The 25,224-nt window shown below is 46.3% G+C and carries 22 protein-coding genes, 1 tRNA gene and 2 pseudogenes; 19 read left to right on the plus strand and 6 right to left on the minus strand.

Translation table 11 applies throughout. The features are described 5' to 3' along the window. The first annotated feature begins 12 nt into the window (after positions 1–12). Positions 13–89 (plus strand) — tRNA-Asp (locus L1D31_RS18745). Positions 90–333: 244 nt separating this feature from the next. Here L1D31_RS18745 and argE read toward each other — a convergent pair. Continuing rightward, positions 334–1,464: pseudogene (gene argE, locus L1D31_RS18750) on the minus strand (acetylornithine deacetylase); the annotation flags it as partial. Between the two features lie 154 nt (positions 1,465–1,618). Here argE and argC point away from each other — a divergent pair. The 4 genes and pseudogenes from argC to argH all read left to right on the plus strand — a co-directional run bounded on the left by argC (position 1,619) and on the right by argH (position 6,873). Next, positions 1,619–2,623 carry an N-acetyl-gamma-glutamyl-phosphate reductase gene (argC, locus tag L1D31_RS18755; RefSeq protein ID WP_038165057.1) on the plus strand — a complete coding sequence of 335 codons (1,005 nt, stop codon included), beginning with the start codon at positions 1,619–1,621 and terminating at the stop codon, positions 2,621–2,623. Positions 2,624–2,646: 23 nt separating this feature from the next. Further along, a pseudogene (argB, locus tag L1D31_RS18760) lies at positions 2,647–3,432 on the plus strand (acetylglutamate kinase); the annotation flags it as partial. A gap of 104 nt (positions 3,433–3,536) precedes the next feature. Next, positions 3,537–4,751, plus strand: coding sequence for an argininosuccinate synthase (locus tag L1D31_RS18765; protein WP_038164996.1), 1,215 nt, complete (start codon positions 3,537–3,539; stop codon positions 4,749–4,751). A 247-nt stretch (positions 4,752–4,998) separates the two neighbouring features. Next, the gene (gene argH, locus L1D31_RS18770) at positions 4,999–6,873 is read left to right on the plus strand and encodes an argininosuccinate lyase (RefSeq protein ID WP_239838577.1); all 1,875 of its coding nucleotides are present in this window, start codon (positions 4,999–5,001) and stop codon (positions 6,871–6,873) included. A 195-nt stretch (positions 6,874–7,068) separates the two neighbouring features. Here argH and L1D31_RS18775 read toward each other — a convergent pair whose 3' ends face one another. Further along, positions 7,069–7,323, minus strand: a complete 255-nt coding sequence (locus L1D31_RS18775) for a DUF3624 domain-containing protein (protein ID WP_239838578.1) — start codon at positions 7,321–7,323, stop codon at positions 7,069–7,071. Between the two features lie 64 nt (positions 7,324–7,387). On the opposite strand from L1D31_RS18775, the gene L1D31_RS18780 reads away from it, so the two are divergent. Continuing rightward, the gene (locus tag L1D31_RS18780; RefSeq protein ID WP_006957166.1) at positions 7,388–7,735 is read left to right on the plus strand and encodes a RidA family protein; all 348 of its coding nucleotides are present in this window, start codon (positions 7,388–7,390) and stop codon (positions 7,733–7,735) included. Positions 7,736–7,792: 57 nt separating this feature from the next. On the opposite strand, the gene L1D31_RS18785 is transcribed toward L1D31_RS18780, so the two are convergent. Together L1D31_RS18785 and L1D31_RS18790 are read right to left on the minus strand one after the other, a co-directional pair. After that, positions 7,793–9,250 carry a dihydrolipoyl dehydrogenase gene (locus L1D31_RS18785; protein ID WP_239838579.1) on the minus strand — a complete coding sequence of 486 codons (1,458 nt, stop codon included), beginning with the start codon at positions 9,248–9,250 and terminating at the stop codon, positions 7,793–7,795. A gap of 133 nt (positions 9,251–9,383) precedes the next feature. Then, complete coding sequence (locus tag L1D31_RS18790) at positions 9,384–10,115, minus strand: redoxin family protein (protein ID WP_239838580.1); 732 nt, start codon at positions 10,113–10,115, stop codon at positions 9,384–9,386. A gap of 173 nt (positions 10,116–10,288) precedes the next feature. Here L1D31_RS18790 and oxyR point away from each other — a divergent pair, with 173 nt between their 5' ends. Beyond that, a complete protein-coding gene (gene oxyR / locus L1D31_RS18795; RefSeq protein WP_239838581.1) occupies positions 10,289–11,179 on the plus strand; it encodes a DNA-binding transcriptional regulator OxyR in 891 nt (296 codons plus the stop codon). 54 nt (positions 11,180–11,233) lie between these two features. On the opposite strand, the gene L1D31_RS18800 is transcribed toward oxyR, so the two are convergent. After that, positions 11,234–13,747: a PBP1A family penicillin-binding protein gene (locus L1D31_RS18800; protein ID WP_239838582.1), complete on the minus strand. Its 2,514-nt coding sequence runs from the start codon at positions 13,745–13,747 to the stop codon at positions 11,234–11,236. A gap of 139 nt (positions 13,748–13,886) precedes the next feature. On the opposite strand from L1D31_RS18800, the gene pilM reads away from it, so the two are divergent. The 12 genes from pilM (at position 13,887) to trpS (ending at position 24,648) form a co-directional block, all read left to right on the plus strand. Beyond that, entirely contained in the window at positions 13,887–14,804 is a 918-nt protein-coding gene (gene pilM / locus L1D31_RS18805) for a type IV pilus assembly protein PilM (protein WP_239838583.1), read from the plus strand. After that, entirely contained in the window at positions 14,794–15,351 is a 558-nt protein-coding gene (locus L1D31_RS18810; protein ID WP_239838584.1) for a PilN domain-containing protein, read from the plus strand. Before pilM ends, L1D31_RS18810 begins: the two co-directional genes overlap by 11 nt. Next, positions 15,344–15,925, plus strand: a complete 582-nt coding sequence (gene pilO, locus L1D31_RS18815) for a type 4a pilus biogenesis protein PilO (RefSeq protein ID WP_239838585.1) — start codon at positions 15,344–15,346, stop codon at positions 15,923–15,925. The genes L1D31_RS18810 and pilO overlap by 8 nt, the downstream gene beginning before the upstream one ends. Further along, the gene (locus L1D31_RS22690) at positions 15,915–16,409 is read left to right on the plus strand and encodes a pilus assembly protein PilP (RefSeq protein WP_239838586.1); all 495 of its coding nucleotides are present in this window, start codon (positions 15,915–15,917) and stop codon (positions 16,407–16,409) included. The genes pilO and L1D31_RS22690 overlap by 11 nt, the downstream gene beginning before the upstream one ends. A gap of 6 nt (positions 16,410–16,415) precedes the next feature. Continuing rightward, the gene (locus L1D31_RS18825; RefSeq protein ID WP_239838587.1) at positions 16,416–17,792 is read left to right on the plus strand and encodes a type IV pilus secretin PilQ family protein; all 1,377 of its coding nucleotides are present in this window, start codon (positions 16,416–16,418) and stop codon (positions 17,790–17,792) included. A gap of 161 nt (positions 17,793–17,953) precedes the next feature. Beyond that, the gene (gene aroK, locus L1D31_RS18830; protein WP_239838680.1) at positions 17,954–18,472 is read left to right on the plus strand and encodes a shikimate kinase AroK; all 519 of its coding nucleotides are present in this window, start codon (positions 17,954–17,956) and stop codon (positions 18,470–18,472) included. 31 nt (positions 18,473–18,503) lie between these two features. Then, positions 18,504–19,592: a 3-dehydroquinate synthase gene (gene aroB, locus L1D31_RS18835; protein ID WP_239838588.1), complete on the plus strand. Its 1,089-nt coding sequence runs from the start codon at positions 18,504–18,506 to the stop codon at positions 19,590–19,592. Between the two features lie 41 nt (positions 19,593–19,633). Beyond that, the gene (locus tag L1D31_RS18840) at positions 19,634–21,139 is read left to right on the plus strand and encodes an AAA family ATPase (RefSeq protein WP_239838589.1); all 1,506 of its coding nucleotides are present in this window, start codon (positions 19,634–19,636) and stop codon (positions 21,137–21,139) included. A gap of 69 nt (positions 21,140–21,208) precedes the next feature. After that, on the plus strand, positions 21,209–22,036 hold the full coding sequence (locus L1D31_RS18845; protein WP_239838590.1) for a Dam family site-specific DNA-(adenine-N6)-methyltransferase: 828 nt from the start codon (positions 21,209–21,211) through the stop codon (positions 22,034–22,036). A gap of 102 nt (positions 22,037–22,138) precedes the next feature. Then, on the plus strand, positions 22,139–22,810 hold the full coding sequence (gene rpe, locus L1D31_RS18850) for a ribulose-phosphate 3-epimerase (RefSeq protein ID WP_239838591.1): 672 nt from the start codon (positions 22,139–22,141) through the stop codon (positions 22,808–22,810). A 4-nt stretch (positions 22,811–22,814) separates the two neighbouring features. Beyond that, on the plus strand, positions 22,815–23,495 hold the full coding sequence (locus L1D31_RS18855; protein WP_239838592.1) for a phosphoglycolate phosphatase: 681 nt from the start codon (positions 22,815–22,817) through the stop codon (positions 23,493–23,495). A 115-nt stretch (positions 23,496–23,610) separates the two neighbouring features. Beyond that, positions 23,611–24,648 (plus strand): tryptophan--tRNA ligase, encoded by a 1,038-nt coding sequence (gene trpS, locus L1D31_RS18860; RefSeq protein ID WP_239838593.1) that lies wholly within the window; start codon positions 23,611–23,613, stop codon positions 24,646–24,648. Between the two features lie 70 nt (positions 24,649–24,718). On the opposite strand, the gene L1D31_RS18865 is transcribed toward trpS, so the two are convergent. Next, on the minus strand, positions 24,719–25,165 hold the full coding sequence (locus L1D31_RS18865; protein WP_239838594.1) for a tRNA (cytidine(34)-2'-O)-methyltransferase: 447 nt from the start codon (positions 25,163–25,165) through the stop codon (positions 24,719–24,721). Between the last annotated feature and the right edge of the window lie 59 nt (positions 25,166–25,224).

Consider the following 25,224-nt stretch of genomic DNA (forward strand, 5'->3'; position numbering starts at 1 on the left):
TCTAACCAGTGCGGAGCGGTAGTTCAGTTGGTTAGAATACCGGCCTGTCACGCCGGGGGTCGCGGGTTCGAGTCCCGTCCGCTCCGCCACTTATTCCAGACCTCAGCAGCAATGCTGGGGTCTTTTTGTATCTGCCGTATTATTGTTGGCCTTGAGGTCAACGAGTCCAGTTTAAGCGTAAATCCGGACTCAGTTATAACTTATTAGGTGCCCCCACCGTCTGCTACTTATTGAGAAGCTCAGTTGAACTGAAATCTAAAGCCCGTTACTGACGTAACGGGCTTGTTTGTATCTGGAGATGAGTGGTGAAGTACTCGTCTTAGGTTCGCTAGAGCAGTATTTATATATAGCTTTGGAAAGTATCTCGACAGTAGGGTCGATAAACTCAAACGCCAGAAATTCATCCGGTTGGTGAGCTTGGTCAATAGACCCCGGGCCAAGTACTAGCGTTGGACATAGCTGTTGAAGGAAGGGAGCTTCAGTACAGTAATTGACAGTTTCTGAGTCAGTGCCACATATCTCTTCCACGCCTCCTATAAAAGGATGATCATGCTGACATTCGTAACCAGGAATCGGTTCGTGTAGAGGTGTTATATCAATCCGGCCAGGCCATTTGGTCTCGATTTCTTTTAAGGCGCCACGAAGCATGTTATCCAAGCCATCAAGGCTTATCCCAGGCAGAGGGCGTACGTCATAATGAAGCTCACAACAACCACAGATGCGGTTAGCGCTGTCTCCACCATGAATGTGACCAAGGTTAAGTGTTGGGCTTGGAATCGCGAACCCAGGATGGTGATACTCTTTGATGAGCTTGTCACGCAACTGCATCATGGCAAAAAGGATTTCATGCATGATTTCAATGGCGTTGACTCCTAAAGCCGGATCTGACGAATGGCCAGATTTGCCTGTGACTCGAATAGCATTGGCAACATGGCCTTTATGGCCTCGTATCGGAACCAAACTAGTAGGCTCCCCGATAATGCAATAGTCCGGCTTGAATGGTGCATTATCGGTAAAATGACGTGCACCAAGCATGGTTGTCTCTTCATCACAAGTCGCTAAGACATATAACGGCTTACTTTGTTTACTCCAGTCAACCTTCTTTACTGCTTCAAGAATGAAAGCAAAGAAACCTTTCATATCAGCCGTTCCTAGACCATAGAAGCGGTTATTCGCTTCGGTGAGGGCATGAGGTTCGTAATTCCAGCGGCCTTCATCGAAAGGTACTGTATCGCTGTGACCAGCCAGCAACAGACCTCCTTCACCGCTTCCTATTTTACCTAACAGATTAAACTTCCCGGGTTCGACTTCGATAATGTCGACTTCAAAACCTATGTCTTGCATCCAACTGGCAAGCTTTTCAATGACTTTTGCATTCCCTTCATCCCAACTTGGATCGGTTGAACTGATGGAAGAGGTAGAAATCAGGCCTTTGTAGACCTCAAGAAAACTGGGTATTTGCATATTAAGTTCGCTTTGCCTGTTGACATAAATCAATAATGAAGGTAAAACACATAATAAATCATTTTTAATGAATAAAAAACCATTAAAAGCTAAGTTTATTAAATTTATAGTCACTGGTTGTGTGACGATTTTAAGGTCTTAATGGATGTCTGAGATGCTCAAAACTACAATTATTGGCGCCAGCGGTTATACCGGAGCTGAGTTAGCACTGATGGTGCATAAACACCCACAACTTACGCTATCAGGTTTATATGTATCCGCCAATAGTGTTGATGCCGGTAAATGTATCTCTGAGCTACATGGAAAACTGGCAGGTATTATCAGTCAGCCTGTAGAGCCTTTGAAAGATATCAATGATGTAGCGGCGGAAAGCGATGTGGTTTTTCTTGCTACTGCCCATGAGGTCAGCCACGACATCGCGCCTACGTTTTTGACACAAGGTTGCCAGGTATTCGACTTGTCGGGCGCTTTCCGAGTTAAGAAACACGGCTTCTATAACGAATTTTATGGCTTTGAGCATCAACATGAAGATTGGCTAGATAGCGCAGCTTACGGTCTTGCTGAGTGGAACCACAACGCTATTAAACACAGCCAGCTCATTGCTGTGCCGGGCTGTTACCCAACAGCCTCACAGCTTGCGATTAAACCTTTGGTCGAGGCGGGTTTGCTGGATTCTGTTCAGTGGCCAGTAATCAATGCAACCAGTGGTGTCTCGGGAGCTGGTCGAAAAGCATCGAAGACCAACAGTTTCTGTGAAGTGAGTTTGCAGCCTTATGGTGTGTTCAGCCACAGGCACCAACCTGAGATCGCGACTCATCTGGGGACTGAGGTAATTTTCACCCCTCACTTAGGTAACTTTAAACGTGGCATCCTTGCGACCATCACTATGAAGTTAGCTAGCGGAGTGAGTGAGCAGCAGATCTCAAAAGCATTTAATACGGCATATGAGAATAAACCTGCGGTGCGCCTGCACCAAGCGACGTTACCAAGTATTCAACATGTTGAAAATACACCTTTCTGCGATATTGGTTGGAAGGTACAAGGCGAGCATATCATTGTCGTTTCTGCGATTGATAACTTGCTTAAAGGCGCATCGAGTCAAGCGATGCAGTGTTTAAATATCCACTACGGATTTCCAGAGTTAACTGCCCTTGTATAAGCAAGTCGGTAAAGGGAAAAGTAATGACAGATAACAAACCAACTCCATTAGTGATCAAATTGGGCGGTGCTGCCCTTTCGTGTACTGAGACGTTAAGTCAGGTTTTTAGTGCAATTGCTGACTATCAGAAGCAGGCTCAGCGACGAATCGTGCTCGTCCATGGAGGAGGTTATCTTGTGGACGATCTTATGGCCCAGCTTCAGATTGAAACGCTGAAGAAAGACGGGCTTCGTGTCACTCCCTATGAGCAAATTCCCTTGATAGCAGGTGCTTTAGCCGGTACGGCGAACAAGATGCTTCAGGGGCAGGCGATCAAAGACGGTTTGAATGCTGTTGGCTTGTCCCTTGCTGATGGTGGGCTGTGTCAGGTTGAAGAGTTGGATCCAGAACTTGGTGCTGTTGGTAAAGCGACGCCGGGTAACTCTACGGTATTACAGGCGATTTTAGCGGCTGACACATTGCCAATCATTAGCTCAATTGGCCTGACTGCAGAAGGCCAGATGATGAACGTCAACGCTGACCAAGCTGCAGTTGCCGTTGCTGGCGCCTTGGATGCTGAGCTTGTTTTGTTGTCAGACGTGAGTGGCGTTTTGGATGGCAAAGGGCATCTGATCAAAAGCTTAGATGAGCAAGAGGCGCAAAGTCTGATTAATGGGCAGGTAATCACTGACGGTATGATCGTCAAAGTCAATGCAGCACTGGAAGCGGCTAATGATTTAGGCCGACCAATAGAAGTTGCTACCTGGCGTTATCCAGAAAAGCTTAACGAGCTGTTTGCTGGGCAAAGCATCGGAACACAATTTTTACCTAAGAATAAGTCGCTTGTGTTAAGACACGAGCACAACAAAAAGAACGAAAAGTCACCCGTAGCACTGACCGCCACGCGCAGAGCTGGGATTTTGGAGAAAAGAAAATGAGCAAGTTAAAAGTAAATAAAGTAGTAGTCGCATATTCTGGCGGTCTGGATACTTCAGTGATTATCCCTTGGTTGAAAGAAAACTATGACTGTGAAGTGGTCGCGTTTGTTGCCGATGTTGGCCAAGGTGCAGAAGAATTAGAAGGCATCGAAGCAAAAGCGAAGGCTTCAGGTGCATCTGAGTGTTATGTCGCTGACCTGAAAGAAGAAATGGTCGCAGACTACATCTACCCGACGCTGAAAACAGGTGCTTACTACGAAGGCAAATACTTGTTGGGTACATCGATGGCTCGCCCAATCATTGCGAAAGCTCAGGTTGAGGTTGCGCGTAAAGTAGGCGCCGATGCCCTTTGTCATGGCTGTACAGGTAAAGGTAACGACCAAGTACGTTTTGAAGGAGCTTTTGCCGCTTTGGCCCCTGATCTTCATGTGATTGCCCCTTGGCGCGAATGGGATCTGGTTAGCCGTGAAGAGTGTCTGGACTACCTTGCTGAACGCAACATTCCTTGTACGGCTTCACTAACGAAGATTTATTCACGTGATGCTAATGCATGGCACATCTCAACAGAAGGTGGTGTTCTGGAAAATACGTGGAATGCGCCTAATGAAGACTGCTGGGTTTGGACAGCCGATCCTGAGCAAGCTCCGAATGAAGCTGAATACGTGACGCTGAAAGTCGAAAAAGGCGAAGTGGTTGGCGTGGATGGTGAAAACATGACGCCATACAACGCACTTGTTTACCTGAATGAAAAAGGTGCTAAGCATGGTGTTGGCCGTATCGATATTGTAGAAAACCGTCTGGTTGGTATGAAGTCTCGTGGTTGTTATGAAACTCCGGGTGGCACGATTATGATGGAAGCGCTGCGTGCTGTTGAGCAGCTGGTACTGGATAAGACCGCATTTGAATTCCGTGAAGAACTAGGCGTTAAGGCTTCTCATCTTGTATACGACGGCCGTTGGTTCACACCATTGTGTAAATCCATTCTCGCAGCGTCAGAAGAACTGGCTCAAGATGTAAACGGTGAAGTCGTGATTAAGCTGTATAAAGGTCAAGCTACGGTGACCCAGAAGCGCTCAGTGAACAGCCTTTATTGTGAAGAGTTTGCTACTTTTGGTGAAGATGAAGTTTACGATCAAAGCCATGCAGAAGGCTTCATTCGCCTTTACTCACTGTCTAGCCGTATTCGTGCGCTGAATAGTCAGAAAAAGTAACCCTTAACTTATCTAGCTGACGAGCCCATTTGCTTAGCAAATGGGCTCGTTGTTTTTTGGTAACCAAAACAACAGCGCTTAAAATGATCATGAATAAATATGTAGAAATAATGAATTAATACTTTATTTTTGGTTTGAATTGCCGTAAGTTTGAACCATCAGAAAAATACTGGGTTTCACCCAGAAATAGCAATAGATCAAAAACTGTTCGCACTGACAGTGAGCACCGGTAATCAGGAGATACGCAATGGCATTATGGGGCGGAAGATTTACCCAAGCAGCAGACACGAGATTCAAAGAATTTAACGATTCATTGCGCTTTGATTACCGATTGGCAGAACAAGATATTGTGGGCTCAATCGCTTGGTCGAAAGCGTTGTTATCAGTGGATGTGCTTAATGAAGAAGAGCAACAGAAGCTAGAACTGGCGTTGAATGAACTTAAGCTAGAAGTGATGGAAGATCCTCATCAGATCCTTCGTTCTGACGCGGAAGATATCCATTCATGGGTTGAGCAACAACTGATTGGCAAAGTGGGTGACTTAGGCAAAAAACTGCACACAGGCCGTTCTAGAAACGATCAGGTCGCGACTGACCTTAAACTCTGGTGTCGTCAGCAAGGTCAACAGCTACTGATGGCATTGGACCGTCTGCAATCTCAAATGGTATCGGTCGCGAAAGAGCATCAGGCAACGGTTCTGCCGGGCTACACGCACTTGCAACGTGCCCAGCCGGTGACGTTTGCTCATTGGTGTTTGGCTTATGTGGAAATGTTCGAGCGGGACTACTCGCGTCTTCATGATGCCATCGAACGTTTAGATACCTGCCCGCTTGGCTCTGGTGCTTTGGCGGGAACGGCTTATCCTATCGACCGGGAGCAACTGGCACATAACCTTGGCTTTCGCCGTGCGACACGTAACTCACTGGATTCGGTCTCCGACCGTGATCATGTTATGGAGCTGATGTCGGTAGCTTCTATCTCTATGCTTCACTTGTCGCGTTTGGCAGAAGATATGATTTTCTACAACTCGGGTGAGTCAAACTTTATTGAGCTGGCGGATACTGTGACCTCTGGATCGTCGTTGATGCCACAAAAGAAAAACCCAGATGCGCTGGAGCTGATCCGTGGTAAGACAGGGCGGGTCTACGGCTCACTGGCTGGCATGATGATGACGGTGAAAGCATTGCCGCTCGCTTACAACAAAGATATGCAGGAAGACAAAGAAGGGCTGTTCGACGCACTAGACACCTGGAACGACTGTATGGAAATGGCAGCGCTTTGTTTTGATGGCATCAAAGTAAACGGCGAGCGCACATTGGAAGCCGCGAAACAAGGCTATGCCAATGCCACTGAGTTGGCAGATTATCTGGTGGCTAAAGGCATCCCATTCCGTGAGGCACACCACATTGTGGGTGTTGCAGTAGTGGGGGCCATTGCGAAAGGTTGTGCGTTAGAGGAACTGTCGATTGCGGAACTGAAAGAGTTCTCCTCAGTCATAGAAGAAGATGTTTACAGCATACTGACGATAGAATCGTGCCTTGAGAAGCGTAGTGCTCTGGGCGGGGTTTCGCCAAAGCAAGTCGCTCATGCAGTCGAGCAAGCGGAAGGGCGCCTTATCAAACGGGATACCTCTGCGGTGAATGTTCGTCCTGCGCGTTTGACGGATATTGAAGCGCTAGAAGGTATGGTGACTTACTGGGCCAATATGGGGGAGAACTTACCTCGTTCTCGCAGTGAACTGGTGAGAGATATTGGCTCTTTCGCGGTTGCGGAGCACCATGGTGAGGTGACCGGATGTGCATCGCTCTATGTTTATGACTCTGGGCTGGCCGAGATTCGTTCATTGGGTGTTGAAGCTGGCTGGCAAGGGCAAGGTCAGGGAAGTGCGATTGTGCAGTACTTGGTGGAGAAAGCGCGCCAGATGGCGATCAAGAAAGTGTTCGTCCTGACTCGTACTCCAGAGTTCTTTATGAAGCAAAGTTTTCTACCGACATCGAAGTCGCTATTACCGGAGAAAGTGCTTAAAGATTGCGATCAGTGCCCTCGTCAGCACGCTTGTGATGAAGTGGCGTTAGAAGTGAATCTGGTTGAGAAATCCATCGCACGGGTAAATATTGCTTAACGTATTGATGGTTAAGGTTTTCGAAGAAAGATCAAAAAAGATCGAATGTTTTTGGGAACCTTATTAGAAAAGCAGGGTCTATTAAAGTACCACTGCTTTTTCTTAGAAGAATCTAAGAGAGCCCCAGAATCGACTTTGATTTTGGGGCTTTTTTCTTTTCTCGTACCGAGAATGTTTCCCCAACCACCATCACCTCTAACCTTTTTTGTTTCTGCGTCGCCAAGGAAAAATGACAAAGCGCATCCAGAGGTGAAGGAATAACAAGCCGTTAAATGCAAATCCTGCGACGATCAGAGCGATGGACTCTATGCTCTGAGGGTTATCCTTGAAGGCAAACCACCAGATGACCCAGCACAATACCGATAGCACAGTAAGCTGATCCATACATCGCTGACAACGGCCTATTTTTTTCCAGAACCAGTTGCTGTTTTTACAGTAGTCGCATGTCATGAGCATCGTTTATTGGGTAACATGTGCTTTGATAATATCTCAAGCTAACGTGAAAGTGATAAAAATGATCGAACGTCAACAAACTAAACAACGTATGAGCCGTATCGTAAAGCATAACGGTACGATTTACCTATGTGGGCAAGTGTGTGCGGATGCGACGAAAGGCATTACTGAACAGACGCAAACTATGTTGGATAAAGTTGAAGAGCTGCTGCTTGAAGCGGGCAGTGATAAGGAACATATGTTGTCTGCGACGATTTATTTGAAGGACATGAAAGACTTCCAGGAAATGAATGCGGTATGGGATGCATGGGTTCCTGAAGGTCACGCTCCGGCTCGTGCATGTGTTACTGCTGATATGGCGCGTGAGGCCTTGTTGGTGGAGATCTCTGTGATTGCAGCTGAGAAATAATGAGTCTATATGATAAAAAACGAGCCAATTGGCTCGTTTTTGATTTTCTGCTTAGGGTTAACAACCCGGTCCACAGTCAAGACAGTGTTTAATCATCTCTGGGCCTAAGTGCAGTTTCGCGTTCAGATCGCGCAGAGCTGTGCGAACCCCTTCCTCAATCACCGGGTGATAGAAAGGCATATCGAGCATTTCTGATACTGTCATCTTATTTTGATGTGCCCAAGCCAGCAGGTGCGCAAGATGTTCAGCATTAGGGCCAATCATTTCTGCTCCAAGGAAGCGTCCTGTACCTTGCTCTCCATAGACGTGCAAGATCCCCTTGTTACGTAGCATGACCCGAGAGCGTCCCTGATTTTCAAACGATACTTTGCCGATTTCAAAACAGCCGCAATTACCTAGTCGAGTTTCCAATTGCTTGAATGTTTCTCCGACCATAGCAATTTGTGGATCTGAAAATACCGCTGAGATGGACGAACGGCGTAGGCCTTGTCTGATATCAGGGTAGAGACCAGCATTGTCGCCGGCAATTCGGCCTTGATCTGCCGCCTCGTGGAGCAACGGAATTTGATTACTGGCATCACCGGCGATAAAAATATGGTCTACTGATGTTTGCAGTGTGTAATGATCCGCTGTTGGTACGCCTCGTTTATCAAGGGTAACTTGAGTATTTTCGATGGCCAGCTTATCGACATTCGGACGGCGACCCGTTGCTGCAAGTACATAGTCAACAATGAAGTTTTCCAGCTTGCCATCGTGATTGATGAATTGGATCTCGACTTTATCTTCACCCTCTATGCGTTGCATACTTTCGACTTTCACGTCAGCATCAAGATAAAACTCTTCTTTAAACGCTTTGTCGGCATAGGCCATCACTTCAGGGTCCGTCAGTGGTCCTACTTGGCCACCTAGGCCGAACAGTTTGACCTTAACGCCGAGTCGATGCAGTGCTTGACCAAGTTCAAGGCCTATTACCCCCGGACCAAACACAGCCACGGATTGAGGAAGATCATCCCAATCAAATACATCATCATTAATAACCAAACGATCCCCTAGCTCATTCCAGACACTTGGATAAGCAGGGCGGGAGCCTGTTGCAATCACAATACGTTTAGCCGTGATTTGGGTATGGTCATCCACCATCAATGTGTGGTTGTCTATGAACTTGGCATAACCAGACACTTTATCCTCTGCTGGAATTTCATCGACACTCTCTAGAACAAAACCAACGAAGCGATCGCGCTCGCGTTTAACACGATCCATTACTTCGCGGCCATCCACACGAGTTTCGCCCTGAGGGTGAATGCCAAATCCGGGCGCTTTTTCAATCTGATGCACGCTTTCAGCTGCGGCAATAAGAAGCTTAGAAGGCATGCAACCGACACGAGCACAGGTTGTTCCGTAAGGACCGCCCTCTATCATAACGACACTTGAGGTATGAGCCTTCGCTGCACGGTATGCGCCAAGGCCTGCTGTACCGCCACCAATAACTGCCACATCAACATTAAGCTGTTTCATTTTAGATTCCCGTTTAGTTTATCCAGGCTACCTCGATAAACGAGGAAACTCGAATATGAAGGGTGAAATTCAAAGTGATACTGGATTGTAAAAAGCTTATCCGGCCGTCGAACAGCCGGAAGATCAAGGCGTTTTATTGACCGAGGTAAGATTCAAGCTCTTCGCTGCCACCAATGTGCTTACCACCAATGAAAACTTGAGGTACCGTCGTGCGACCTGAAATAGCACGCAAACTGACGGTTGTTGCGTCTTTACCCAGAATCACTTCCTCATATTGAAGACCGTGGTCGATAAGGTTTTGTTTCGCCTTAGCACAGAAAGGGCAGCCCGGCTTAGTAAATACAGTAATAGATTCCTGAGTTTTGTAGTCGGGTGCGATGTAATTCAGCATAGTGTCAGCATCAGACACTTTGAACGGGTCACCTGGCTCGTTTGGCTCAATAAACATCTTCTCTACAACGCCATCTTTAACTAGCATGCTGTAGCGCCATGAGCGCTTACCAAAACCAAGATCGTTTTTATCAACCAACATGCCCATACCATCAGTGAATTCGCCATTACCATCTGGTAGGAAAGTGATGTTGTCAGCTTCTTGGTCGCTCTTCCAAGCGTTCATAACAAAGGTGTCGTTAACCGAAACACAGATGATTTCATCAACGCCATGGTCTTTAAAGACAGGAAATAGCTCATTGTAGCGAGGTAAATGGCTTGATGAACACGTTGGAGTAAAGGCACCAGGAAGGCTAAATAGAATCACGGTTTTGCCTTTGAATAACTCATCGCTGGTGACATTAACCCAAGCATCGCCTTGGCGAGTTGGAAAAGTAACTTGTGGAACGTTCTGACCTTCTTTGGATGTAAACATAATCGTACCTTTGGGTAAATTGGATTTCATTCGTATTAGAGCTTAGCGTGCTTTACGTAAGCTGCTGTCTTGCTATGGATTTATTATTAAAAATTTCCTTTGATAGCTCTAATCGTTTGATGCTATTGTTTTGATAGGTTTTTTCTATATTGTTGGGTGGTTAGGTTACTAAGATGAATATCCGAGATTTTGAGTATCTGGTTGCTCTTGCCGAGCACAACCACTTCCGTAAGGCGGCTGAAGCTTGTTTTGTTAGTCAGCCAACCTTGAGTGGTCAGATTCGTAAATTGGAAGATGAGCTGGGAACGGCCTTGCTGGAGCGTAGCAGCCGACGTGTCCTTTTTACGGATGCGGGGCTACAGCTGGTTGATCAGGCCAAACGTATCTTGTCTGAAGTAAAAACATTCCGCGATATGGCCAGCGGTCAGGGTGAAGCAATGACAGGGCCAATGCATATTGGCTTTATTCCCACCCTTGGTCCTTACCTTTTACCCAAAATCGTGCCAGCTTTGAAAGAGCAATTTCCCGATTTGGAACTCTATCTCCATGAAGCTCAGACCAATCAATTGGTACGCCAGTTGGAAGACGGAAAGTTGGATTGTTTGGTATTAGCTTCGGTGGCGGAAACAGCACCTTTTAAAGAAATTGCCGTGTACGAGGAGCCTTTGAGTATTGCTGTTCCGTCTAAACATGAGTGGTCAGACCTGGACGAAATTGACATGTTAGAGCTCAATGGTAAAACCGTGTTAGCACTTGGTGATGGGCATTGCTTGCGTGATCAGGCTTTAGGTTTTTGCTTTGCGGCGGGCGCGAAAGATGACGAACGCTTTAAAGCGACCAGCTTAGAAACATTACGTAATATGGTGGCAGCAGGGGCGGGGATTACTCTTTTGCCTGAACTGTCTTTACCAAAAGAAAAACAGAAAGATGGTGTGTGTTACGTCAAAGCGACCAATCCGGTGCCTTCTCGAAGTATTGTGCTCGCTTATCGCCCGGGCTCGCCGCTGCGGTCTCGCTTTGAGCAACTCGCGTTGGCTATTAAGCACCAGCTAGAATCTCAGTAGTTAGGCAGAGTTAGAAAGGGCGGAGACCATGGTCTCCGCCCTTATAGTTAGGATTTAGAACAGCTCTTCACTCTCGGCAGTGGTATAGATGCTGTCAGTGATTTCATCAGTGGCATATTCCGTTGGCTCTGTCCCTTGAAGAAAGTATTCAAACATCGAGCTGGAGTCGAATTTGTTGGTTAACAGACCCGAGTTGCGGTCAATGCGGACACGAACAATATTCGCAGGTATCTCTTTTTGCTGAACTGGGATATCGGCTAGGGCGGTATGCATGAAATCGACCCAAGCTGGCTGTGCGGTTTTTGCCCCTGACTCTGCTCCAGTGATAGGGTTGTTACTTAAGTTTGGATTTGACTTTGTTCTCCCTAACATCCTTGTGTGATCATCGAAGCCAACCCAGACTGTAGCCACTATACCCGGCGCATAGCCGCTGTACCAAGTGTCTTTAGAGTCGTTAGTGGTACCAGTTTTACCACCGATATCGCGGCGTTTTAGTTCTTGTGCGCGCCATCCCGTGCCATTCCAGCCTGTACCTTCACGCCAGTTACCGCCGCCCCAAGTGTTGCTGTACATCATTTCACGTACCAAGAAAGCTGTTTGTTCTGATATCACTTGTGGAGCATATTGTGGCTGTTGATCTTCAGGCTCCATATCCTGCTCTTGGAATTCATTGGTTACGGTTTCTGTCTTTTCACAATCTTGGCGACAGATAGTTTTAGGTGCTGCCGTAAACTCAAGATCACCAAAGGGTCCTTCCACCTTACTGATATAATAAGGCTCGACATAGTAGCCGCCATTGGCAAAAACAGAGTACCCCTGAGCGACTTTTACCGGCGTTAAACTGCCAGCACCTAATGCAATGGTCTCTGACCGAGGAACTTGATTAATATCGAATCCAAATCGAGACAGATATTGACGTGTCTCATCTAAACCCACTTCACGCAGAACACGTATTGCCATCACGTTTTTAGACTGGGCTAAACCTATGCGTAATCGGGTTGGACCAATGTAGGTTGGCGGCGAATTTTTTGGCCGCCACGCAGTACCTTGGCTTTTATCCCAGTGGTTAATCGGCGCATCATTGATCAGTGTGGCTAGCGTTAGCCCTTTATCAATCGCTGCTGAATAAATAAAGGGTTTGATGCTTGAGCCTACTTGACGAATGGACTGAGTCGCACGGTTAAACTTGCTATGTACGAAGTTAAAGCCGCCTACTAGGGACATCACGGCGCCGTTTTCTGGGTTCATTGCGACGAAGGCTGTATTTGCATTGGGAACCTGACTTAGATGCCAGCTTATTTGAGGCTCACCTTCTTCGACGGGGGTTTCTACCTGGCGTACCCAGATTTGCTCACCCTCAGCGAGAACTTCGGTTGCTGCCTTCGGAGCTGGGCCTTGGCGATCATCGGTCAGGAACTTACGTGCCCATTTGATACCGTCCCAGTTAATGGTTTGTTCACCTTGGTTTTTCACCCACACAGTTGCTTGTTGAGCACTCACTTTTGTTACTACAGCTGGCAGTAAAGAGCCGTAGGTCGGGACATTGTCTAGAGTGTCGTCAATCTGCTCTTCATCCAATGCTTTCTGTCCGTTTTTCCACAACACTTTTTCTGCGCCGCGGTATCCATGGCGTTGGTCATAAGCGAGCAGATTGTTGATAGCAGCTTCGTTTGCTGCGACTTGCAGTTTTGAATCTATGGTTGTGTAGATATTCATCCCAGAGGTGTAAGCCTCTTCACCATAACGTGACACCATCCATGCGCGCGCCAGCTCAGCTACGTAGGGAGCACTAAGCTCGATTTCTGCGCCGTGGTAACGTGAGATGATCTCTTCAGCGCGAGCTTGGTCGTATTCATCTTGGGTAATGTACTTTTCATCCAACATACGCGCGAGTACAACATTACGTCGATTAGTGGCACGATCGATGGAGTAGATAGGGTTCATGGTCGATGGCGCTTTTGGCATGCCGGCCAAGGTAGCAAGCTCACTCAGTGTCAGATCTTTAAGATCTTTACCAAAGTAAGTCTGAGCGGCGGCACCAAAGCCGTAAGAGCGATAACCCAAGAAGATCTTGTTGACGTACAGCTCCATGATCTCTTCTTTGCTCAGCAGTTGCTCAATGTGGATCGCGATAAAGATCTCTTTGATTTTACGCATGATTTTCTTCTCGTTAGATAAGAAGAAGTTACGCGCAAGCTGCTGAGTGATCGTACTCGCGCCCTGCTTTGCGGAACCAGAAAGAGCTACGACAACGGCTGCACGAGTAATGCCAATAGGATCGATGCCTGGATGATCGTAAAAACGGCTGTCTTCTGTCGCGATCAAGGCTTCAATTAGGTGTTGAGGGATCTCATCGTAAGTGACAGGAATGCGGCGCTTTTCACCAAACTGAGAGATCAGCTTACCGTCTTGACTGAATATCTGCATTGGTGTCTGCAGTTTGACATCTTTTAAAGTTGCTACATCTGGCAACTCTGGTTTTACGTAGAGGTAAAAACCAAAAATGGTTCCGACCCCAAGTACCGTGCAAACCAATACGAAAATAAACAATCGCTTTATGAACTTCACCGGAGAATCCCTGATTAATTAAGCTTACGTTATGCAAACCTAGGTAGTTTAAGCTAAAAGTAGCTCAAATCTGTTTATGTGCTTACTAAATCAACGATTTAAGCCGAGGCGCTAGGCAAACTTTACGGAGCTGAGCTCAATGGTCAAATCATTAATTACAGGCATAGACATCAGCCACCAGAGTATCAAAGCGGTGGTCTTAAAGCCTGGAAAAGACACTTTCACACTTGTTAGTTATCACCAAATGCCAATTGAAGCGGACATTTTCACTGATAACTACAGGTTAAATTATCAGAAAATTGTAAAGAAACTCAAAGAACTAAGAAAGGCTTTGCCACTATTTAGTCGCAAAGTGTGCCTGAGTGTCCCTGACAGTTCAGTAATAAGTAAGCGATTACAAATAGATAGCGATCTGAGCGATGAAGAGTGTCAGTTTGTTATTACACGGGATTTTGCTCAGCAGTCTCCGGTTGAGGTTGAAGCGCTTTATCTCGATTTTATTGCTCTTTCTCATGAAAAGACGCAGGCGAAAATGGATTATCAGGTGTATGCGATTAGAAAGGAGTGTATCGATACGCGGCGTAAGCCGTTACTGAAGTCGGGTTTTACCCCTATTTTGATCAACCCCCATTCACACAACCTTATTCAGTTGTGGCGACGAGCGTCTAGGCGGTATGGAAACACAAACTGGCTATTGATGGATATCCACTCAGATTGTGTAGCCTTGTGCTTTGAGCGTGAACATCTGGGAGTGGTCTATAAAGAATTTCCTTTAGAGGAAGAGGATTCATCGCTGGGTAAGGTATTAGAGCCCCTGCTTCTAAATATTGAGCTTATAGATGCTGAGCTGGAAGGTGTTTGGCTAAGTGGTGAAGCGAATCTGTTCTCGCAACTAACGTCTCTTTTGTTGCCTAGATTAGGGCTCACTTGCATGCCACTTGAGCTGTGTGATCTAGTCGATGCTAAGCACCAGCCAAAGATTGGGCCTCAATTTGCAATTGCACTCGGTTTGGCTTTAAGCGGTGCTTATTGGCTGGAGAAGCATTATGCAGCCTGAAATCAACTTAATACCTTGGCGTGCTGATCAGCGTCAGCAGAGAATCCGTCATCTTGTCTTTTCTTTGAGCTTTGTGGTGCTGATTGCTTCGCTGGTGGTTGTAACTGGCGAGCACTATCTGCAATCACAAATTCGTCTTCAGCAATCACGTGTCGAGCAACTAAAGAACTGGGGTTCCCACTTAGATCAGAAAGTTAGCCAAGTAAATGCTATTGAGCAGAAAGTAGCAGCGCTAAAGGGGGAAATCATTGAGTTGCAGGAGCTGCACGCACAACGCTATTTCCCATTACAACTCATAGCGCTGCTTCCAGAGCTATTGCCTGAAAGTGTGTATCTCGATCACATCAACTTGGTCGGTAGGCAAGTGAGTCTAGCTGGTATAGCTGAAACAGCTGAACAATTAAATGAACTGCTGGCTAACTTGCAACGTTCACCCATGATAGAGGGGGTGAAGTTGCAATCAGTTGTGCATGGTGTGCAGCGCTTTAGCAATATTTACCAGTCTTTTTCGCTGACGTTTGAGCTGGTGGAGCGTTCCTATGATTGAAGTGCGTGGTGTTAGTTTAGCGAGTTTATCTAAGTTACAACGGCTTTGGTTGTGTGGTACTTCTCTGTTGGTGCTACTGGCCTTAGGTTATTGGTTGGTGATTAGCCCGTCACTGACTCACTTGGAATCTTTATTAGTCAAAGAGCGGCAACAGAAAAGTATCATTGAGCAAAAACGGCAAACGGTCGCTTTGCTCTCGCAGCGTCGGTCTGAGCTGGAACAACTTGAGCAAAGAAAAGCGCAACAGCGGGTTCACTTTATTCAGACAATAGACGTCACGGGGGCATTGAGCATGATTAATCAAATCGCTCAGCAACATGCGTTGGTACTTTCCCATATGAATCAAACAGGCCATCGGCCCAAAGGTCCTTTTCTGCAGTCATCGCTGCAGTTCGAGCTGTCAGGTCAATATCAGCACATTGCTGCCTTTTTCCAGACGCTGGTCACGCGGCCTAATGCTGTTTATTTTGATGCACTGCGTTGGCGTCGTACGCAAAGTGATAGTCCGCAATTAAATTTGCAAGGTGAGGTGTATCTCCTTCTGCCTCTAAATGAGGTGAGCAGTGAGAGCTAGCCTAATTATCTGTTTGTATCTTGTCTTGAGCGGCTGCAAAGCTAACCGCCAACCATTGGAATTTGTACAAGTAGAACAAAAAGAACCCCATGTTCTGTCTTTGACCAAGTTTAATCCGAAGCGTTTTCACGCCCTGCAAGATGTGAATTTATCTATTCAGCGCGACCCCTTTTTATTGCCAACCGCTTTGTTGGGAGCAGAGGCACCTATCTTAGGCTGTCACAAAGATGCTGTCGCCAACAGCTCACTTAAAACCTATCCATTAGATCAGCTGCGCTTAGCAGGAGTGATGACGGTCCGGGGCGAGCATGCAGCGCTTATTGAGTTGCCTGATGGGGTGCTGATCACCAGAGTTCAAGGAGAGTTTATTGCGGCGCATAGTCTCATCACTGATGTGACAGTGGAAGCTGTTGAAATTCGCGAGCCTGTGCAGAATAGCAAGGGTTGCCTTAGCTACAGAACCAGACGACTGGTAATGAATTAGGTGAGAATGATGAAGGTATTTTGCATTGTATTACTTAGTTTGATCGCGATTTTGAAAGACGCTAATGCTCAAATTCACTCTCCGAGTCGTTCTGAGGTGGAGAGTGAAGTCCATAGTCACAGCACCTTATCTGTTAATTTTCAGGATATCCCTGTTCGTAAAGTGTTACAGCAAATAGCAGATCACAATAATTTTAATCTGGTTGTTTCGGATGCCGTTACGGGTAACCTGACATTGAGATTAAAGGATATCCCCTGGCCCCAGTTGTTGGATATTATCCTTCATATGGAAGGGCTTGAAAAATGCATGAAAGGAAATGTGTTACTGGTGGCGCCAGCGACCGAAATCGCGCAGCTGAAGCAGCAACAGTTGGAGCAGGTGAAAGTCCCATCAGAGCGACAGCCACTCACGTCAGAAATTATCTCTATACGCTTTGCTAAAGCGGCAGATATAGCCGAGATGTTAGGTGTACAGGCAAAGACGAACATGCTGTCTGAGCGTGGTTCGATTGCGATTGATACCCGGACCAATAGCCTACTTATTCGAGATGTTGCCAGCCATATTCAGGCAATGAGGTCTATCATCACTGCTTTAGATGTCCCAGTGAAACAAGTCCAAATAGAAGCGCGTATCGTCAGTTTGAACGAAGGCGATTTACAAGAGTTAGGTGTGCGTTGGGGGTTCAGTTCTACCAACGGGAGTCACTCGGTTGGAGGATCGATTGAAAGCAATGTAGAGAAGCTCAATTTATATGGGGACAGTGGTGTGTCACTGGATGATTTTTTAAACGTCAATTTGGCCGCAACTTCTACCACCGCGTCGACCATTGCATTTCAAGTGGCCAAATTGGCCAGTGATACTTTGCTTGATCTTGAGTTGTCTGCATTACAAAGAGAGTCGCGGGCAGAGGTGATCTCCAGCCCGCGTTTAATGACGACCAACAAACAGTCCGCTTATATTGAACAAGGAACCGAAATTCCGTACTTAGAAGCCGCATCGAGTGGCGCAACTAGTGTTAACTTCAAAAAAGCAGTACTGAGCTTGAAAGTGACGCCGCAGATTACCTCTGATAATCGCTTAATCTTAGACCTGAATGTTACGCAGGACAGGCCGGGGCAAGTTGTAAAAACGGGTACGGGAGAAGCGGTGGCGATAGATACGCAACGTATTGGGACTCAAGTATTGGTGAATAACGGTGAAACGATTGTGTTAGGCGGGATTTACCAACACAGTGTGTCAGATACCGTTGATCAGGTGCCGATTTTAGGTGATATTCCCCTATTGGGAGCCCTTTTTCGACGAACTTATCAGCAAATGGGTAAAAGTGAATTGCTGATTTTCGTTACTCCAAAAGTGGTCGTTCCGTCATCAATCAACAGATAGATGAAAATAAATTTGCATTAGTGTCACCTTATCTAGATAATTTCGGGTCTTATCACGAATTATCTGTGAGGAATAGGTGCTGCAAGCATATCTTAGACCAGAGAAATCTTGGTTTTCTTGTAGCGATGTCATTGAATTAACGTTGTAAATTAATGCTGAACATGGCTGAAAAACGCAATATTTTTCTTGTTGGACCAATGGGTGCCGGCAAAAGTACAATTGGTAGACACCTGGCTCAACAGCTTCACATGGAGTTTGTTGACTCGGATACAGTGATCGAAGAACGCACTGGCGCGGATATCGCGTGGGTGTTTGACGTGGAAGGCGAAGAAGGCTTTCGTGTCCGTGAAGAAAAGGTGATCAATGACCTAACTGAAGAGCAAGGTATTGTTCTGGCAACAGGCGGTGGCTCTATCAAGAGTAAAGAAAACCGCAATCGCCTTTCTGCTCGCGGCATTGTTGTTTACCTTGAAACCACAATCGAAAAGCAACTTGCGCGTACTAACCGTGACAAGAAACGCCCTCTACTTCAAACGGACAACCCTCGTAACGTGTTGGAGTCACTGGCTGGTGAACGCAACCCTCTTTACGAAGAAATTGCGGATTACACCGTGCGTACCGACGATCAAAGTGCAAAAGTGGTAGCCAACCAGATTGTAAAAATGCTAGAAGAACGTTAATACGTCAAATTTTAGCAACTGGAGAATACCCATGGAACGGATTACGGTCAGTTTAGGTGAGCGTAGCTATCCAATCTCAATTGGTGCCGGATTATTTAATGATCCGGCCCACCTTTCTTTTTTATCTGCAAAACAAAAAGTCGTTGTGATTACTAACGTCACGGTTGCTCCTTTGTACGCTGATAAAATCTTATCTCTTCTTGAGCAAGTAGGCTGCGAAGCCTCTGTACTTGAGTTGCCAGACGGCGAACAGTACAAATCGCTGGATACTTTTAATACCGTGATGAGTTACCTTCTTGAAGGCAACTTTGCACGTGATGTCGTCGTGATAGCACTTGGCGGCGGTGTGATTGGTGATCTCGTCGGTTTTTCTGCTGCATGTTACCAACGTGGTGTCGACTTTATTCAGATCCCAACAACGCTATTGTCTCAGGTGGACTCCTCAGTCGGTGGTAAAACTGCTGTGAACCACAAGCTGGGTAAGAACATGATAGGGGCTTTTTATCAGCCTAAATCGGTGATTATCGACACCGATTGCCTCGCAACGCTGCCACCAAGAGAGTTTGCGGCGGGGATTGCTGAGGTAATCAAATATGGCATCATTTACGATCAGGATTTCTTTGTCTGGCTAGAAGAAAACCTCGACAAACTCTACGCACTGGATGAGCAAGCTTTGACTTATGCGATAGCTCGTTGCTGTCAAATCAAAGCAGAAGTGGTGGTTTTGGATGAAAAAGAGTCAGGCATTCGTGCATTGCTGAATCTAGGTCATACATTTGGTCATGCGATCGAAGCTGAGTTAGGTTATGGTAAATGGCTACACGGTGAAGCCGTTTCTTCAGGCACTGTGATGGCAGCAAAAACTGCCGAGCTTCAAGGGCTTATCACGGAGCAGCAAGTAGAGAGAATTCTCTCTATACTGAAGAGAGCACAATTACCTGTGCATACACCAGACACTATGACCTTTGACGACTTCATGAAACACATGATGCGCGATAAAAAAGTTCTCGCTGGTGAACTGCGATTAGTGTTACCGACCAGTATCGGTAGCGCTGAAGTAGTGAAAGGTGTGCCTGAATCGGTTATTAAGCAAGCGATCGATTTTTGTCGCGATATATAAGTTCTTTTCTTTAGACAGTAGGCTGTCATTAGGATGGTTAAATGAGTTTGACGCATGAATCCCGTGTGTTGGAGTTAGCTTCTCAAGTTGAATTGCTTGAACGTATGCAATTGCTGACTAACTTCGGTTCAAACTTAGTCACTGTTGGCGGTGCATCAGGGGCTGGTAAGTCTTGGCTTGCCCAGCGTTATTTAGAAGCGTGGGTATCAGATAAAAACCAATCACTCCTGATGTGTCATCCAAGTCAGGATGATCAGCAGCGCCGTACCATGATTCTGTCTCAGCTCTTTTCTGACTCAATGTTCAATCCTGCAGATCCTCTAGCTGAGAGTTTTGCCCGCCAGATGCAAGGGGAAAGCTGCGATGCGGTGATTGTTGTGGATGACGCCCATCTTCTACAGGAAACATTTGTATCTGAACTGTGGATGCTGATTTTGGAAGCGCAGGAAAACCCTGCTTGGACAATTAATGTGGTGTTGTTTGCCCAGTCGAATAGTTTGGATGTATTACTGACTCGGCTCAGTTATGGGCAGGATCACAAGCCAATTGATCTGGAAATCGAACCACTAAGTCAGGATGAAGCCGATCGATTTTTTGAACACTTAGTGATTCGTTTTGTCGAAGATGAAAGAGAAAAACGCGTACGTAATGCGTACCGAACTGTGGCCCGTCGACCGGGTGAGATTATGGCTTTAGGGGATCATAAAGTGGAAAAAAGGATTATTATCCGCTCAATTATTGGCTCACCAATTAACATCGCATTATTGGTGGTGACCTTACTGTTATTAATTGGTGGTGGATACTGGTGGGTGATGAGTCAACCCTCGCCGGATGATAAAGCACAGCAAATGGTTGATGCTATTGAGCAGACCGTCATCCCTACTTTAGCTAAAGACCCTGTGCCTGAAACGGAGCTGAACAACTCGATGGAAGAGGAGTCGATGAGCACCGATCCTATGCTTGCTTCTGCGGAAGATGATTCTGAATCTCTACCGCCGGCAGTAACAGAGCAAACGTCGAGCGTGGGCAATCCAGAAAGTGATCATCAGCGTGTCGTGATTACTTCTGAGGTGGTAGACGCTCTGCTCGAGGGTAAGCCTGAAACCGCGGATACCACCGCTATAGAACAAGTGGTTGAGCAGTCTATTCCTCAATCAGAACAAGCAGCGACTCCAAGTGCTGTGGAAGCCGAGCCGATTGCTCAAACAGAGAATTCCCCTCAACCAGCAAAGACAGTCATTACGTTCTCTTTTACCAAAGAGGAACTAAAGCGCTTTTCTCCCCGTAGCTATACGCTACAGCTTGCCGCCGTACAATCACTGGAAGATGTGCAAGCTTTTCTCGATAAATATAAATTATCTGACAATGTGTATATCTATCCAACGGTGCGCAATGATATCGAGTGGTTCATCGTCACATATCAAAACTATCCAACCATTCAGGTGGCAAGGGATGCAGTAGATGCATTGCCCGATGACTTGCAACGACTAGACCCTTGGGCAAAATCGCTCAGTCAGGTTCACCGTGAAATTGATCGAGTGAAATAACGCTGAGCTTAGCGGGAAAATATGTTACATTCCGCAGCCTTAATTTGTGGTTGATAGATAGAGCAGTTGATGAAGAAGCAGCGTGCCTTCCTGAAATGGGCGGGTGGAAAATACGGACTTGTCGAAGATATCCAGCGATACTTGCCTGAGGGCCGTAAGCTGGTAGAGCCGTTCGTTGGTGCTGGTTCTGTATTTCTCAATACTGACTATGAGCAGTATCTGCTTGCTGACATTAATCCTGATCTGATTAATCTCTATAAGTTACTTAAAGAAAAACCAGACGATTATATTTCAGAGGCCAGACGATGGTTTGTCCCTGAAAACAATCGCAAAGATGCCTACTTGTCTATTCGAGCAGAGTTTAATGGCACCGATGACGTGATGTATCGCTCGCTGGCGTTCCTTTACATGAACCGTTTCGGTTTTAATGGCTTATGCCGTTACAACAAGAAAGGCGGTTTTAACGTCCCGTTCGGTTCGTATAAAAAGCCTTATTTTCCTCAGGCTGAGCTGGAGTTCTTTGCCCAAAAAGCGAAGAAAGCGACATTTGTGTGTGAGAGTTACACCGACACGTTCAAACGCGCTCGCAAGGGCAGTGTAGTGTATTGCGATCCACCCTACGCTCCACTTTCTAATACGGCCAACTTTACCTCTTATTCGGGCAACGGCTTTACTTTGGATGATCAGGCCGCATTGGCGGATGTGGCAGAAAAAGCCGCTAAAGAGCGTAATATTCCAGTGTTGATTTCTAACCATGATACGACGTTAACACGCCGGCTATACCACGGGGCAGAACTCAATGTCGTCAAGGTTAAGCGTACGATCAGCCGCAATGGCGCTGGGCGCAACAAAGTAGACGAACTATTGGCGTTGTTTAAACCACAAGACAACCGTTAACGACATTTCTCTTCTCTCATCTATCTTCTGACCTTTAGCTTAGGTAGAATTGCGCTCAACTTATATTCAGTCGTTTTGCTCAATTCATTTTAGAGGTCAGGTATGAAAGATTTCCTTATCGCTCCATCGATTCTATCTGCAGATATGGCTCGCTTAGGCGAAGACGTAGAAAAAGTTCTCGCAGCGGGTGCCGATGTGGTTCACTTTGACGTAATGGATAACCACTACGTACCTAACCTAACCTTTGGTGCGCCTATCTGTCAGGCACTGCGTGACTACGGTATTACTGCACCAATTGATGTACACCTAATGGTGAAGCCAGTCGATCGCATTATTCCGGATTTTGCCAAAGCCGGTGCGTCTATGATCACTTTCCATATCGAAGCCTCTGAGCACGTTGATCGCACACTTCAGCTTATCAAAGAGCATGGTTGTAAAGCGGGTGTGGTACTCAACCCAGCGACACCGCTATCTCACCTTGAGTACATCATTGATAAAGTAGATATGATTCTTCTGATGTCAGTAAACCCAGGCTTTGGCGGTCAATCTTTCATTCCTAAAACACTCGATAAGCTACGCGCTGTACGCAAAATGATTGATCAATCTGGTCGCGATATTCGTCTGGAAATTGATGGTGGTGTTAAGGTTGAAAACATCAAAGAGATCGCAGAAGCAGGCGCAGATATGTTCGTCGCAGGTTCGGCTATCTTCAACCAACCTGACTACAAAGAAGTCATCGACCAGATGCGTGCTGAATTAGCAAAGGCAGAGTAATTGAATGAGCAATATTAAACTTATCGCGTTTGATTTGGATGGAACGTTATTGGATAGCGTGCCTGATTTGGCGGTTGCTGCTGACCAAGCGGTACAAGCATTAGGCTACCCTGCGGTGACAGAAGAGCAAGTGCGTGACTATGTTGGTAACGGCGCTGATGTTCTTATTGGTCGTTCGCTGAGTCGCAGCCTAACAGTCTCACCAGATTTAGACCCTGAATTGCATGCTAAAGCACGTATTCTGTTTGATGACTACTACGAGCAAAGTGGACACAAGCTCAGCCACCTCTACCCAGTGGTAAAAGAAACCTTGGCAGAGCTGCACGAAGCGGGCTTTACCATGGCGCTAGTGACCAACAAGCCATCGAAGTTTGTCCCTGATGTTCTGACGAAGCACGGTATTGATAAGTACTTTGTTGATGTGATTGGTGGTGATACGTTCCCCGAGAAAAAGCCTAACCCAATGGCACTAAATTGGCTGCTTGAGAAACATGGTTGCCAGCCACAAGAAATGCTAATGGTGGGTGATTCAAGTAACGATATCAAAGCGGCGAAAAACGCAGGCTGTCACTCGTTTGGTTTGACCTATGGCTACAACCACGGTGAGCCTATTTCTGCCTCTCAACCGGATTATGTCGCAGATACCATCGCAGATTTAGCAGAACTCTTAACGGTTTCAGCTTAATAGCGACAAAAGATCTTTTAAAATACTCGTTAATGAGTACACTGAGTAAACCGTGTGGAGAGAAACCACGCGGTTTTTTCATTATTTAGCATAAGAAGTCAAAGGAACTATTCCCATGAGCAAACCCATCGTATTGAGTGGTGTTCAACCATCAGGTGAACTAAGTATCGGTAACTACTTGGGTGCTCTACGTCAATGGCAGCAGATGCAAGATGATTACGATTGCCAATACTGTGTTGTCGACCTTCACGCAATTACGGTTCGCCAAGATCCGAAAGCGTTGCACGAAGCGACTCTAGACGCACTAGCAATCTGTCTTGCAGTTGGTGTTGATCCGCAAAAGAGCACGTTATTTGTTCAGTCACATGTACCAGAGCATGCTCAACTTGGTTGGCTTCTTAACTGTTACACCCAGATGGGTGAACTGGGCCGAATGACTCAGTTTAAAGACAAGTCTGCGCGTTATTCGAAAGACTCATCTAGCCAATTTGGTGATGTGAACGTTGGCTTGTTCGACTACCCAGTGTTGATGGCAGCAGATATCCTTCTCTACGGTGCGCATCAAGTACCAGTAGGTAGTGACCAGAAGCAGCACCTTGAATTAGCGCGTGATATTGCTAACCGCTTCAACAATATCTACTCGCCAGAGCTGCCAATCTTCCAAGTGCCAGAGCCGTATATTCCAACAGTGAATGCGCGAGTGATGAGCTTGCAAGATGCGACTAAGAAGATGTCTAAGTCGGATGATAACCGTAAGAACGTGATCACTCTGCTTGAAGAGCCTAAGTCAATCATCAAGAAGATCAACAAAGCTCAGACAGATGCAGAAACGCCACCGCGTATTGCTCATGACTGGGATAACAAAGCCGGTATTTCTAACCTAATGGGCCTTTACTCGGCAGCGACAGGTAAGAGCTTTGAAGAGATTGAAGCTAAGTACCAAGGCGTGGAGATGTACGGTCCATTTAAGAAAGATGTAGGTGAAGCACTCGTTGCTATGCTTGAGCCTATTCAAGCTGAATATCACCGTATCCGTGCAGATCGCGCATACATGGATCAGGTGATGAAGCAGGGTGCTGAGAAAGCGTCTGCTCGCGCCGCGGAGACACTGAAGAAAGCATACGAAGCGGTAGGTTTTGTGGCTCGCCCATAGACCTATCTGATTTCGATAAATATAAAAAACGGACTCATTTGAGTCCGTTTTTTATATCCAGTTTATGATGCTATTGAGCACCTTCAAAGCCCATTTGTCTCCATGCTTCAAAAGCGATAATGGCGACTGCGTTAGATAAATTGAGGCTGCGAGCATCAGGCATCATTGGGATGCGAATGCGCTGTTCCATTGGCATGCTCTCAATCAGCTCTGCTGGCAGGCCGCGGGTTTCTGGGCCAAACAGTAACACGTCACCTCTCTGGAAATGAGCATCAACGTGATGACCAGTTGTTTTTGTCGTGCAGGCAAAAATACGGAATGTTTCGCGCTCTTTTTCTAGGTACTCGATAAAGGCTTGATAGTCTTTATGCCGAGTGACACGGGCGAGATCGTGATAATCCAAGCCAGCACGGCGGACTTTTTTCTCTTCTAAATCAAACCCTAATGGCTCAATTAAATGCAGGTTTGCACCACAGTTAGCACACAGGCGAATAATGTTCAGAATTATACGGACCAAAATTGGGTGAATTTTTTACACGTGAGTGAGTGAAAGTTCTATTTCACTACGTTTCAATG

The organism is Vibrio sp. Isolate23 (genome assembly GCF_022398095.1).
GTDB classification, from domain to species: Bacteria; Pseudomonadota; Gammaproteobacteria; order Enterobacterales; family Vibrionaceae; genus Vibrio; species Vibrio coralliilyticus_A.

Excerpts from the sequence above, each read along its gene's own strand:
- argC (WP_038165057.1), top strand. The coding sequence starts at position 1,619 with ATGCTCAAAACTACAATTATTGGCGCCAGCGGTTATACCGGAGCTGAG.
- L1D31_RS18765 (WP_038164996.1), top strand. The coding sequence starts at position 3,537 with ATGAGCAAGTTAAAAGTAAATAAAGTAGTAGTCGCATATTCTGGCGGT.
- argH (WP_239838577.1), top strand. The coding sequence starts at position 4,999 with ATGGCATTATGGGGCGGAAGATTTACCCAAGCAGCAGACACGAGATTC.
- L1D31_RS18775 (WP_239838578.1), bottom strand. The coding sequence starts at position 7,323 with ATGACATGCGACTACTGTAAAAACAGCAACTGGTTCTGGAAAAAAATA.
- L1D31_RS18780 (WP_006957166.1), top strand. The coding sequence starts at position 7,388 with ATGATCGAACGTCAACAAACTAAACAACGTATGAGCCGTATCGTAAAG.
- L1D31_RS18785 (WP_239838579.1), bottom strand. The coding sequence starts at position 9,250 with ATGAAACAGCTTAATGTTGATGTGGCAGTTATTGGTGGCGGTACAGCA.
- L1D31_RS18790 (WP_239838580.1), bottom strand. The coding sequence starts at position 10,115 with ATGTTTACATCCAAAGAAGGTCAGAACGTTCCACAAGTTACTTTTCCA.
- oxyR (WP_239838581.1), top strand. The coding sequence starts at position 10,289 with ATGAATATCCGAGATTTTGAGTATCTGGTTGCTCTTGCCGAGCACAAC.
- pilM (WP_239838583.1), top strand. The coding sequence starts at position 13,887 with ATGGTCAAATCATTAATTACAGGCATAGACATCAGCCACCAGAGTATC.
- L1D31_RS18810 (WP_239838584.1), top strand. The coding sequence starts at position 14,794 with ATGCAGCCTGAAATCAACTTAATACCTTGGCGTGCTGATCAGCGTCAG.
- pilO (WP_239838585.1), top strand. The coding sequence starts at position 15,344 with ATGATTGAAGTGCGTGGTGTTAGTTTAGCGAGTTTATCTAAGTTACAA.
- L1D31_RS18825 (WP_239838587.1), top strand. The coding sequence starts at position 16,416 with ATGATGAAGGTATTTTGCATTGTATTACTTAGTTTGATCGCGATTTTG.
- aroK (WP_239838680.1), top strand. The coding sequence starts at position 17,954 with ATGGCTGAAAAACGCAATATTTTTCTTGTTGGACCAATGGGTGCCGGC.
- aroB (WP_239838588.1), top strand. The coding sequence starts at position 18,504 with ATGGAACGGATTACGGTCAGTTTAGGTGAGCGTAGCTATCCAATCTCA.
- L1D31_RS18840 (WP_239838589.1), top strand. The coding sequence starts at position 19,634 with ATGAGTTTGACGCATGAATCCCGTGTGTTGGAGTTAGCTTCTCAAGTT.
- L1D31_RS18845 (WP_239838590.1), top strand. The coding sequence starts at position 21,209 with ATGAAGAAGCAGCGTGCCTTCCTGAAATGGGCGGGTGGAAAATACGGA.
- rpe (WP_239838591.1), top strand. The coding sequence starts at position 22,139 with ATGAAAGATTTCCTTATCGCTCCATCGATTCTATCTGCAGATATGGCT.
- L1D31_RS18855 (WP_239838592.1), top strand. The coding sequence starts at position 22,815 with ATGAGCAATATTAAACTTATCGCGTTTGATTTGGATGGAACGTTATTG.
- trpS (WP_239838593.1), top strand. The coding sequence starts at position 23,611 with ATGAGCAAACCCATCGTATTGAGTGGTGTTCAACCATCAGGTGAACTA.